We start from the raw sequence: 13,217 nt of genomic DNA, 5'->3' as shown, positions 1-13,217 counted from the left end.
GTTCCTATGAAAAAAATTCACTTAAATGATATTCGCATTCGCAATAAATTATTATTAATCTATATGTTTTCCGTATTTTTACCGATTGTACTCACGAATGTTATCTTCTATAATGTGACATCTGAAAATGTCCGTACCCAAAAAATACATGATAATGAACTGGCGTTACGGCAAGTGGCAAACAGTTTTAAACAAGGAGTTGAGGATGCTGTCGGAATAGCATCCGTTCTTTATGCTGATGCGTTTGTCTATCAATTATTGGATACTACGTATGAGTCACCAGTAGATTTTATCTTAGCATATAATAATAATTTTCGTGACATTAATAAATATACACCAGTATATTCTTCGATTCGTTCCATTTATTTATATACAGACAACCCGACAGTCATTACAGCAGGTGGAGTATTTGCGATTGATGACTTAGTAAAGGAGTCACATTGGTATCAATCAACACTTGAAACGAGAAAAAAATACCCAGTTGTAACAAGGAGTGCTGCAGAAAATGGTGATTTAAGCCAATTTGTAGTCGTAAGAGCTTTAGACTCAAGTGATACTTCATCACACGAAAAGGTTATTATGATTAATTTAAATGATCGGTTTATTCATCAACTGTTCGCAAATGAAACATTTGAGGGAGATATTTATTTGTTAAATGAGGAAAATAACATCGAATATACCACGAATGAATCTGTTCCGTGGCAGTCTGAGTATATTGCTTTTGATACTATTTCGATTCCTAACCATGCTACTGTATTAGAAGAATCCTATCCGGTACAATATATAGATGATTGGAAAGTTGTAGGTGTCATGCCGGAAGATCAATTGTTAGCAGAAGTAAGAAAGTCGATTCCGTCTATTTTATATTTAGCGTTATGGAATTTTGTGATCCCGACCTTATTTATCGTTTATATTGCTGGTAATATTCATTTTCGCCTAAACACGATCGTGAAGAAAATGAGACAAGTCAAAAATCAAAATTTCGAACTAATACCTGGAAAACCTTATAAAGATGAGATAGGTGTATTAACAACTGAATTTAATCGAATGTCTAAGAAGATTAAAGATTTGATCAATGATGTTTACATTGCACGGATTCAGAAAAAAGATTTACAAATACAAAACAAAGAAACGCAATTAAAAGCATTACAAAGTCAAATTAATCCCCACTTTTTATTTAACGTACTGGAAACGATCAGAATGAGAAGTTTATTGAAAAAAGAGGATGAGACGGCTGAAATCATTCGTAATATGGCACAACTGTTAAGAAACTCGATTACATGGGATAAAGACTTTGTAACGGCGAAAGAAGAAGTGCAATTAATCCAAGCCTTTTTAGAAATACAAAAATATCGTTTTGCTGACAAGATGCAATATAGTATACAACTATCGGAAGTGGCGGAACATGTCTTAATACCAAATATGACGATTATCCCTTTTATCGAAAATGCCAGTATTCATGGGATTGAACCATTAAAAACAACCGGCAAGATCAATATGAAAATTGAAATGGATAATAACCATCTTATTTGTATGGTAGAAGATAATGGGATTGGTATGGAACAAGGTATGTACAATGAGATTGTTGATTCCTTTAAAGAAAATGAAATTACAGGGGAGAGTATCGGTATAAGGAATGTTTATCAGCGGTTAAAAATGTATTATCAAGATGATTTTGAATTAAAGATTGAAACAGCACAAGGTCAGGGTACAACCGTTTATCTTAAAATACCTGTTAATGTTCAAACACTAGGGACTGTCCAGTAAGGTTTAGTAGGAATTATCAAGACGGAGCAAGTGTTGTCCGTGGAAACGAGACTATTCCCGTTACGAAGTAGCGAGCTAATCTTATGGGTAGTCTCTTTCTTTTGGTTAAAGTTACCAAAACTATATGAACTATAGATTATTAAAGTTTATTTTTCAAAGTTTCAACTAAACTTTGATGGGTAACAAACCAAAACGTTACACGTTACAATGAAAGTGCTTACAAAAAAGAAACTTTAAAAAAGGAAAGGGGAATTAGTTTATGGGTTGGAAAAAGAATACATGGCTACTAAGTTTACTTGCCGCACTATTGTTACTATTAGCAGCGTGTAGCGATGATAGTGAGGAAACAGGCTCTACTGATAGTGGCGATGACAGCTCTGAAGAGTCAAGTAATGAAGAAAGTGATAGTGAAGATGATGGAGAGATTTACACGTATGATTTCTTTGATGCATCTGGTCCAGGAGAAGATATCAATACAGCTGAGACAACGCTAGGAAAGATGTTTGAAGAAGAAACAGGTGTGAATTTTGACATTGAGCACATTGTTGGGGATGTAAACCAAAAGATTGGAACGATGATTGCAAGTGGTGAATATCCAACATTATTAAATGCAGAACAGTCAACAGATGCAGTGATTGATGCAGGTGGTTTTGTTCCATTGAATGACTTGATTAAAGAACATGCACCGAACTTATATAAAATGTATGAGCCTTATTGGGAATTGATGAAACGTGATGATGGGAATATATATGTTATTTCTTCTGGTGCACCACATGGTTACCGAAAACCAGCAAACTTGAATCAAGGAGCTTGGTGGATAAAACGTGATGTACTTAAAGAACTGGGATATCCAGAACCCAAAACGCTAGATGATTATTTCAATATTATTGAAGAGTACGCTAGTGAAAATCCTCAAATTGACGGTGCAGATACAATTGGATTTACTGCGTTAACACATGACTGGAGGTTTTTCGCACTATCCAACCAACCTATGCATTTGGCAGGGTATCCAAATGATGGTGGAGCTTTAATTGATATGGAAACGCGTGAAGCGGAAGTTTACAACGATAAAGACATTACAAAACGCTGGTTGCAGAAATTAAACGAAGTGAATGACAAAGGTTTATTTGATCAAGAAGCCTTTACTCAAAACTATGATGAGTATCTAGCAAAAATCACTTCAGGTAGAGTGGTTGGCTTCTTCGACTATCGTTGGCAAGCAGCTCAAGCATTAAACACATTAGAAGAAGATGATGATCCATATAACGATTATATGGGCTTTCCGGTAGTTTTTGATGAAGACACGAAAGACCAATATCTTGATCCAATCGGTTTTACTGCTTCACCTGGTATGGGTATTACAGTCGGTACGCCTGAAGAGGATCAAATCCGTATTATAAAATACCTTGATCATATTGCTAAGGAAGAAACACAAAAATTAATTACATGGGGTATTGAAGGGGAAACTTATGAGGTCGATGATGATGGACATTATTATCGTACGGAAGAACAAATAGATGAAACATCCAAAACTGAATTCCGTGATGAATTTGGCTTCTCATATTTCGAATGGGGCTGGCCGCGTATGAATGGTGAGTATGAGGACGGAAATGCAGTTGAACCTCCAAAACAAGAGGCAGTTGCTAGCTTAATGTATGATGAAGGCGATAAAGAGTTTTTGGAAGCGTATGAAATTGACACATTTACAGGAGCATTTTCAGAACCAGATGAACGACCTTGGTATCCTGCATATGATGCACCAATTGAAACAGGATCAGAAGCACAGCTTTATGAACAACAGTTAGACGATTTAATGAAACGTAAGTTCCCAGAGATTATCTTCGCGAATCCAAGCGAATTCGATTCACAGTGGGAAGCTTATACAAATGAGTTTTCTAGCCTTCCATATGAAGCTTATGAAGAAGTAATTACAAATTTTGTACAAAACAAAGCAGCACTTGTTGAAGGTAGTGCAGAGTAAGTAGTTAAAAAGTTGAAGAGGGAGGCTGACTTCTTTTATCAGCCTTCCGCTTTTTACTACTTAGCTAAGTTTTTCAAACAGCCAAGATTCTTTGTTGTTTTCGGACCATTCAGATAAGAATGAAGCAATCTTATGCAACGATTGTTCATTAGGCGAACGATTACGTTTGCCTGATGGTCCGAAAACATAAAGAAAATTTTAAAAGTAAGAAAAGGGGGACTATCAATGCAATCAGAATCAAGTATTAAAACAAAAACAATGACACAAGCAGATGATGATAAAGGTCTGAAAGGCTTTCTAAAGAAATGCAAACAACAACAGGCACTTCTTTGGATGACTGTACCTTTTGTTATTTGGGTGTTTATCTTTAAATATTTACCGGTATGGGGCTGGACCATGGCCTTTCAAGATTATAAACCAGCATTAAGTTTTACTGATCAGGAATGGGTAGGGTTTAAACATTTCCTGTTTTTATTCACGGATGATCGTTTTCTTGGTGTATTACGAAATACATTAGCACAAAGTTTAATCAATCTTGTATTAGGATTTATTACAGCAATCACACTAGCGGTATTAATTAATGAATTATCTAATATGAAATTTAAACGAGTAGTTCAAACGATTAGTTATCTGCCACACTTTTTATCCTGGGTAGTGGCTGCAGCGTTAGTTTCTTCTGTGCTATCTATTGAAGGTATCGTTAACGAGGTGCTAATGGGATTAGGATTAATTGACAAAGAAATTCTTTGGTTAGGTGTAGGTGAATACTTCTGGGGGATTTTAGGTGCTGCGGAAACGTGGAAAAATGTTGGATGGAACGCGATTATCTATTTGGCTGCGATTTCTATGATCGATCAGGAGCAATATGAAGCAGCGAAAATTGATGGAGCTTCCCGGATTCAGCGAATCTTGCATATTACTATTCCTGGGATGAAGTCTGTTATCATCGTTCTTCTTATTATGAATATTGGTTATATTTTAGAGGCTGGTTTTGAACCACAATACTTACTAGGAAATGGTCAAAACGTTGAATACTCAGAAAATATCGATGTATTTGTTATTAAATATGGTATATCGATGTTTAACTTTTCATTAGCGACTGCAGCAGGTATGTTCAAAACTGTTATCAGCTTTATATTCCTAATAGCAGCCAATTCATTATCGAAGAAAATGGGTCAAGGCGGACTTTATTAAGGGGGGACTATCCATGTTTAAACGAAAAAAAGCAAGTTTTATGAGAACAAAAGAAGATATCATTTTTGATACATCAAACATTATTTTTATGATAATTCTTTGTATATTAATGTTATATCCATTTTTAAATCAAATTGCGATTTCTTTAAATGATGCGACAGATTCTGTTCGTGGCGGCATCTACTTATGGCCAAGAGAATTTACATGGCATAACTATGAGCACGTATTTGAGAAGGCTGCTATCTATCAGGCTATCTTTATCTCTGTATTAAGAACCCTTGTCGGAGCAGGTGTCGGATTATTTTGTACCGCTATGGTGGCTTACGCTATTGCTCAACCAAATTTTATCTTTAAAAAGTCAGTGACGATTATTTTTATAATGACGATGTATTTTAACGGTGGGTTAATTCCAACATTCCTATTAATGAGAGATTTACAATTAATCGGATCTTTTTGGGTGTACATTTTACCAACATTAATCAGTGCCTTTAACTTAATTATTATGCGATCTTTTATTGAAGGTTTGCCGAACAGTATTTTTGAATCAGCAAGAATTGATGGTGCAGGTGACTTTCGAATTTTCTTTCAGATTGTTTTACCATTATCATTGCCGGTATTAGCAACGGTTGCACTATTTGTTGCAGTATTTCAATGGAATCAGTGGTTTGATGTGTTCTTATATAATTCAAGTCAAGAACATCTTACTACACTACAATATGAGTTAATGAAAATACTTCAAAATTCTAGTACAACCTCTAGTGGTGATATGGCATCTGCCTTTGCTAACTCAGCTGACGGCAACTCCAATATGGTAACACCGAAATCGATTCAGGCGACGATGACGATTGTTGCAAGTGTACCAATAATTATGGTTTATCCATTCTTGCAACGATACTTTGTTAAAGGGATGACTCTTGGAGCAGTAAAATAGAAATATAGGAGTGACGCTAATGACAAAACAACTAACTAGTCTTTATCAGCATTTTGAGAAAGATTTCAAAATGGGAGCAGCGATTAACCAACGGACCATGTATTCATCAGAAGAAGTAATAAAAAAACATTTTAATAGTTTAACAGCAGAAAATGAAATGAAGTTTGAGAGTGTTCATCCGAATGAAAATGAATATACATTTGAAATCAGTGATAAAATCGTAGCATTTGCAGAAAAACACCAAAAAGCAATGAGAGGTCACACGTTAATATGGCATAATCAAACAAGTGATTGGATTTTTGAACAAAGCGGCAGACTTGTAGATCCCGAAACCTTATTAAAAAGAATGAAAGATCATATTGATACGGTTGTTGGCAGGTATAAGGGCAAGATTTATAGCTGGGATGTTGTCAATGAAGTAATTGCCGATGAAGCGGACAAATTTTATCGTGACTCCAAATGGTTTCAGGTGCTTGGAGAGTCATTTATTGAAAAAGCATTTGAATATACACATCTAGCAGATCCGAATGCAACGTTACTTTATAATGACTACAATGAATCAAATCCGGGCAAACGAGATAAAATCTATCAATTAATCAGACAATTAAAGGATAAAGGCGTACCAGTTCATGGAGTCGGCATGCAAGCTCACTGGAATATTTACGATCCGTCCCTGGACAATATCCGTAAAGCGATTGAAAAGTATGCATCTTTAGGTATAGAAGTACAAATTACCGAGATGGATGTATCGATGTTTGCTTTCGATGATAAGCGGACAGATTTAACCGAGCCAACAGAGGAAATGAAAGCCTTGCAAATGGAGAGATATTTACAATTCTTTGAGGTTTTTAAAGAATATAAGAAGCATATCGGAGCTGTAACGTTCTGGGGAGTGGCAGATGATTATACATGGCTGAACGATTTTCCCGTAAAAGGACGGAAAAACTGGCCATTCTTATTTGATGAAAACCAACAGCCAAAGGAAGTGTTGAAGAAAATAATGTCCAACCGAACTTAAAAATAGTTAGTTATATTGGTATGAACCCGTTTCAATTATGATGGAACGGGTTTATACTTTTAATATAGGAAAGTATAAATTTTGCGCAGATGTCTAGCTCCGAGCGCCCAGAAACTAGGCGACTTCACGAATTGCCCTACGATAAGTCATCATCGGCTCGTGAACTCACCGTGATTCCTTTATTTCAGTTAATTCGTTCCAGTCGCTACGTTTCTAAACGGGCGCTCTACGCTTTTCTTATTTATGAGTCTGTATAATTTGAAAGTTGATAGTTGATCCTTTTGGTTCAAACTATAAGGCCAAAAAAAGGAGTTGAGATGATGGTTACTATTCAAGATGTTATGGAGCAGATTGAGAAGGGGATTAGCCTTGATTCATCAACAGTGGATGGGTTGAAATATGGAAATAAGGAAGATCAAGTAACAGGGATAGTAGTCAGCTTTATGGCTAGTTTAGATGTAATTCGAAAAGCAGTTGATCTAAACGCCAATTTGTTGATTACACATGAAGGCTTATTTTATCAACACCATTCCAACCATTTGTTAGAAAAAAATATGAGTCTAATCGAACAAAAGAAAACAATCATTGAAGAGACTAACCTTGCCATTTATCGTAATCATGATGCGATTCATCGCTCTGATCCGGATGGGATTACACAAGGCTTAATTGAGTCCCTTGATTGGCAGCAATATGTATACGAAAACGCACCATCCCATAGTATTCTACATATACCCAATAAAACACCTGTACAGATTGCTTCTTATCTTAAAGAGAAGTTGGGGATTGAAAATATACGGTTTGTAGGTAATCCATATATAAAATGTGAAAAGATAGCTGTGCTCGTAGGCTACCGGGGAAACGGGGTAAATACAATACCATTGTTAGATAAGGTCGACCTTGTTATTTACGGAGAAGGACCGGAGTGGGAAACACCCGAATTTGTTTGGGATGCAATCCAGCAAGGTGCTTCCAAAGGATTGATTCAACTAGGTCATGCAGAAAGTGAAGATCCTGGCATGAAGAGGTTAGCTAACCAATTACAACATACCTTTCCGGATGTTCCAGTTACATTCATACCAACAGCAAGTCGATTTTACATAATCTAAGATAAGTTAAAACTTCCATTCTAATTGTCATTGCTTTTTTAAATTAATTTATTTATAATGACAGTAAGTTTTATCAGCTAAAAAGGAAACCGATTTCTTTAAAAATTTAGTGGAAGGTGTGAGATTTTGAGTTTAATAGAAAAGATTCAATCACCATCTTTATCATTAGAACAACGATTAACAACATTAATGGAAGCGCTAACGTTGGAGGAAAAAATATCGCTGTTAAGTACGAGTCAAAGTGCGATACCGAGATTAGGAATCAAAGAATATGCAGTAGGCGGTGAAGCAGCACATGGAGTAGTTGATCGTGAAGGAGGCAAAGCGACAGTATTTCCACAGCCTATCGGACTATCCAGTACGTGGAACAAAGCCTTAATGCATCAAGTAGGAAGCGCGATAGGAGATGAAGCAAGAGTTTTCTATCAACTTCAGAACGAAAAAACGGGTCTGACGTTATGGGCGCCTACGATTGATATGGAACGCGATCCTCGTTGGGGACGAACAGAAGAAGCCTATGGAGAAGATCCTTATTTAACAGGACAATTGTCCAAAGAACTAATTAAAGGGATGCAAGGTGACGACCCTTTTTATGTGAAACTTGTCGCAGCACCGAAACATTTTTACGGGAATAATAATGAAAAAGGACGAGAAGATACATCAAACAGTATTGATCTACGTAATCGAAAAGAATATTATTTGAAAGCGTTTGAACCAGCGTTTAAAGAAGCAAAAGCTTTATCTATGATGACCGCCTATAATGGTGTCAATGGTATTCCTTGTATGCAAATACATGAAATCGAAGAGATTGTCCGAGATGAGTGGAATATGGATGGGTTTATTGTCAGTGATGGTGGCGCATTGACGTTAAATGTAGATGAATATCAATATTATCACACATTTGAAGAGGCATTAGCAGATGCATTGATCAAAGGAATTGATTGTTTCGTAGATCGCAAGGAGATTGTCGAGGAAGCAGCAAGGAACGCACTCGACAGAGAATTGATCCAACCTGATGATATTGATCGAGCTATTCGTCGAATGTTACGTGTACGCTTTCGCTTAGGGCACTTTGATCATGATCCAAGTCAAAATCCATATCACAATATACCCTTAGATGTGATGTGTAGTAAGGAACACGGTAAACTTGCTCGTAAAGCAACTGATGAATCGATCGTATTATTAAAAAATGATCAACAGTTTTTACCTTTACAAAAAAATAAATTGAAAAAACTTGCTGTTATTGGTCCAACAGCTAATGATGTTTTTCGAGATTGGTATACAGGTTACCCACCCTATAAAGTAACACCATTAGCAGGTATCGAAAATTACCTTTCAGATGTCGATATCACTTATCATGATGGTTTTGATCGTATAATCTGGCAACCGAATGAATCGAGCAATCATGTTGGATTGAATGAAGAAAATCAATGGGTCGTTATGGGATATGATGAAGAATCTGCGGTATTAGTGGATGAAGACTGGGGAAATGGTTGGCATGTCTTTAAAAGTGTGAAAACAAATCGTTACCTAACCCAAACTGATAAAGCTAGTACTTTTTCAGCTACAAAAGATGAGGTTTTTGACTGGTTTAATCGTGAAAAAATAAGTGTTCAAACAAATGGACAGGACTTGTATTCACTTAGCAGTTGGAACGGTTACCCGTTAACAATAGCAGAAGGCAACGTAGTAGTGAACGAAACAGAGCATACACTTTTTAAGAAAAAGATCATTGAAAATGGTATACAAAAAGCTGCGGATCAAGCGAAGGAAAGTGATGTTGCCATTGTCTATGTAGGTAATCACCCCATGATAAATGGTAAAGAAACAGAAGACAGAGAGGATATTAAACTGGCAGACTACCAGCAACGGCTAGTTCAGGCTGTTTATCAGGCGAACCCCAATATGATATTAGTCGTAACGGCTAGTTATCCATTTGCGATCAATTGGGAACAAGATAACATTCCGGCAATTCTTTATAGCTCACATGGCTCGCAAGAACTTGGCAATAGTTTAGCTGCAACGATCTTCGGAGAAAACAATCCTTCAGGAAAACTTAGCATGACATGGTACAGAAGTGCGGACCAACTACCAGATATTACAGATTATGATATTCGTAAAGGAAAGCGCACTTATCAATATGCTGACTCGAATATTTTGTATCCATTTGGTCACGGGTTAAGTTACGGGACCGTCACATATCAAGATATCACGGTTGATAAATTGAAAATAGCAAAAAATGAAGAGTTGTCCATCTCATTAACATTGAAAAATGAAAGCAATTTTACGCAAGCAGAAGTTGTGCAAGTGTATGCAACGATAACGGAAGGCTACTATTCGAAAGCTAATAAACAATTGGTTGCGTTTGAAAAAGTCTTGTTGGTACCAGATGAAGAAAGACGTGTCACATTATCTATCGATTCAGATCAATTGCAAGTATTTGATGTCCGAACGAATCAGTTTGTCCTTGAACAAGGTACCGTTCGTTTCCTTATTGGTCAATCAAGTGAACAATTTGTTTTCACTTCTGATCCGATAGCAGTTGAAGGTGAAGTGATCACAGAACGCTCACTGGCAGAAACAACACCAGCAGAAAACTATGATGATTATGAAAATATTACGTTAACAAAAGGAGAAATGGAAAAACCTTGTGTTACAGCTGAACAACAAGGATGGATTCTGTTTCAGAATGTTCAATCTAAACCAAATGCAAAATTGAAAGTAAGAGTGAAAGGTGCGGCAGGTCAGATTCATGTTTTCTTCAATGACCGAGAAGCGTCACCGGTTGCTGTGAAAAGTATCGATAGCAATCAATGGACAGATGAAATAATCGAGCTAGATTTGGCGCATAGTGATCCAATCACTATGATACTCGAAATCGATCATTTATCGATTCAATCAGTACAATTAGTGGAAGGATGAGTACATTGCTACATCAATTACCTAAACGAGGTATCTGGACTGATCAACCTGCCTCCAGATGGGAGGATGCTTTAGTAAGTGGGAATGGCAGTCATGGAGTAATGGTATTCGGTGACCCTGTTCAAGATACTATTATCGGCAACCATTGTCGACTTTATTTACCACAAGGTAACAGCTATGATTTACCAGATATGGCCCCGTATTTAGAAGAAATGCGAGCGATTATTCGCGAAAATGGATATCAACAAGCGATATCCTATTATTATCAGAAGGCGACAGAACTAGGTTACCAAGGGTTAACGATGAGTGACCCATCGCATCCAGGTTTTCATTTACATGTGGAAACAGATCATCAAAACTATTCAGATTATAAGCGGAGTATTAATTACGAGACAGGGGAGTTAGTAGTCTCCTATAAAGTAAAAGAGAAAAGCTACTATAGAAAAACATTTGTATCACAGGACTGCAATCAAATTATTCATTCTCTAAGTCCCGGCAGTTACAAAATAAAGCTAGAAGATTACCAACATCCTAAAATGAGCCAAATAAGTCAGGTCGACCAGAAAATAATCCATTCGCATTTTGACTATCGTTATAGTGATGGTGGATATGATGTAATGATTGAAGTAGAAGCTGAAGGGATCAAACCACTAGCTAATGAGATCGGATTTGAATTGAATAGTGCGAATCCGGTACTTATTCGTATGGAAATTTTACCTTACGGGCATAAGTCGAAGCGTAGTATAATTCGAAACAAAATAAACTTATCTAATGAATATTCTCGTCTTTTTACTAAACATGCAGCTATTCATAAGGAAATGTTTCAACGCGTGGAGTTGAAGTTAGCTAGAGACGAGGAACGACAACAATCGATCTGGTCATTAGTAAAGAAGGCAAAAGAACGAGGGCAGATCACGCCTGTTTTATTAGAAAAAATGTACGATGCCGGTCGATATATGTATATTTGTAGTGCTGGTGAGCTCACTCCCAATCTACAAGGGATTTGGACTGGGACGTTTGAACCGGCATGGAGTGGTGATTTTACTTTTGATACCAATGTAGAATTATCAATTGCCGCGGCACTTTCTAGTAATCTATTAGAAGGATTGGAAGGATATTTCCGCTTAATAAAAGAGTTAATGCCAGGTTTTCGTGAAAATGCCCAAAAGTATTATGGTGCCAGAGGTGTTATGGCAGCGATTCACGCCAGTAACAGTGGTAAACATGTTCACTGGAATCAAGAATGGCCTTTACATTTATGGACGTGTGGTGCAGGATGGTTAGCACATTGGTATTATCAATTTTATCGCTTTACAGGAGATAAACTGTTTTTGCAAAATGAGGCGTTACCTTTTTTAGAAGAGATTGTCTTGTTTTATGAAGATTTTCTTGTTGAAGATCCGGATGGAACTTATCGCTTTACCCCTTCTTATTCTGCAGAAAATGGAGCAGCGGATAATGCAACACAAGATATAGCGGTCGCGAAAGAAGTATTAACAAACTTAAGTGAAGCTTATCAAATTTTAGGTTATCCAGCAGAAAAGATAAAGAAATGTCAAGAAATGAAAAATAAACTACCTACTTATCAGGTAAACGAAGAGGGTGCATTGAAAGAATGGTTAACACCAGAAAAAGGTGAAAATTATAACCACCGTCATTTTTCTCACCTTTATCCTGTTTTTCAAAGCAGGGAATTTAATGATGAGACAAATCCAGAAATGTGGCAAGCTGCCAGAACCGCATTTAATAAGCGCTTGGAAGCATGGTTGTTAAATGAAGAGGGAGACACCTCCTCTACCCATGGTCGAATGCATTCCGCCTTGTGTGCTACTCAATTTCATATGCCGGAATTATTGGATGATATTTTCCGTCTGTTGATTGATCATCATTGTTTCTATTCGTCATTAATGATGTCACATTATAATGAACAGCAAATCTTCAATGTTGATGGAAACGGAGCATTACCACAAGTCGTTCATGAGATGTTAGTTGATTTCAGCAATGGCAGATTAACCTTATTAGGTGCCCTTCCGGCTTCGATTGCAAAAGGAGAAATGAAAGGAGTTCACCTGCCAAATCAAATGATAGTGAATAAATTGACTTGGAATTTAGAGACAAAACACGTAGAGCTACAAATCGTCAGCAAAATCGATCAGGAGATAAAAATGTATTTGCCGCTTTATCCAGAAGTGGAGCTAAATCAGCAAACTATCATGCTACAGCGAAATAAACCAGTTTCATTTCAGATAAATTTGTAAACAGGTGATGAAACGAATCAAAAAAAGCTAGCTAATAAGT

The 13,217-nt window shown here is 36.8% G+C and carries 8 protein-coding genes; all 8 read left to right on the top strand.

Features of this window, described 5'->3' with window-relative positions; genetic code table 11:
• Window positions 1-6: 6 nt before the first annotated feature.
• The 8 genes from GH715_RS03885 (at window position 7) to GH715_RS03850 (ending at window position 13,177) form a co-directional block, all read left to right on the top strand.
• Window positions 7-1,767 (top strand): sensor histidine kinase, encoded by a 1,761-nt coding sequence (locus tag GH715_RS03885; RefSeq protein ID WP_153834325.1) that lies wholly within the window; start codon window positions 7-9, stop codon window positions 1,765-1,767.
• 259 nt (window positions 1,768-2,026) lie between these two features.
• Complete coding sequence (locus GH715_RS03880) at window positions 2,027-3,748, top strand: extracellular solute-binding protein (protein WP_153834324.1); 1,722 nt, start codon at window positions 2,027-2,029, stop codon at window positions 3,746-3,748.
• 225 nt (window positions 3,749-3,973) lie between these two features.
• Window positions 3,974-4,942, top strand: coding sequence for an ABC transporter permease (locus GH715_RS03875; protein ID WP_153834323.1), 969 nt, complete (start codon window positions 3,974-3,976; stop codon window positions 4,940-4,942).
• 13 nt (window positions 4,943-4,955) lie between these two features.
• Complete coding sequence (locus GH715_RS03870; RefSeq protein ID WP_153834322.1) at window positions 4,956-5,873, top strand: carbohydrate ABC transporter permease; 918 nt, start codon at window positions 4,956-4,958, stop codon at window positions 5,871-5,873.
• 19 nt (window positions 5,874-5,892) lie between these two features.
• Window positions 5,893-6,891, top strand: a complete 999-nt coding sequence (locus GH715_RS03865) for an endo-1,4-beta-xylanase (RefSeq protein WP_153834321.1) — start codon at window positions 5,893-5,895, stop codon at window positions 6,889-6,891.
• Between the two features lie 320 nt (window positions 6,892-7,211).
• Entirely contained in the window at window positions 7,212-7,997 is a 786-nt protein-coding gene (locus GH715_RS03860; RefSeq protein ID WP_240469341.1) for a Nif3-like dinuclear metal center hexameric protein, read from the top strand.
• Window positions 7,998-8,123: 126 nt separating this feature from the next.
• Window positions 8,124-10,919 (top strand): beta-glucosidase, encoded by a 2,796-nt coding sequence (locus GH715_RS03855; protein WP_153834319.1) that lies wholly within the window; start codon window positions 8,124-8,126, stop codon window positions 10,917-10,919.
• A gap of 5 nt (window positions 10,920-10,924) precedes the next feature.
• Window positions 10,925-13,177 carry a glycosyl hydrolase family 95 catalytic domain-containing protein gene (locus tag GH715_RS03850; protein WP_153834318.1) on the top strand — a complete coding sequence of 751 codons (2,253 nt, stop codon included), beginning with the start codon at window positions 10,925-10,927 and terminating at the stop codon, window positions 13,175-13,177.
• The last annotated feature ends 40 nt before the right edge of the window (window positions 13,178-13,217 follow it).

Source organism: Gracilibacillus thailandensis (assembly GCF_010994055.1).
Taxonomy (GTDB): domain Bacteria; phylum Bacillota; class Bacilli; order Bacillales; family Amphibacillaceae; genus Gracilibacillus; species Gracilibacillus lacisalsi.
Note: the sequence above shows the minus strand (reverse complement) of the source record. Positions and strands in the feature narration are given on the sequence as shown.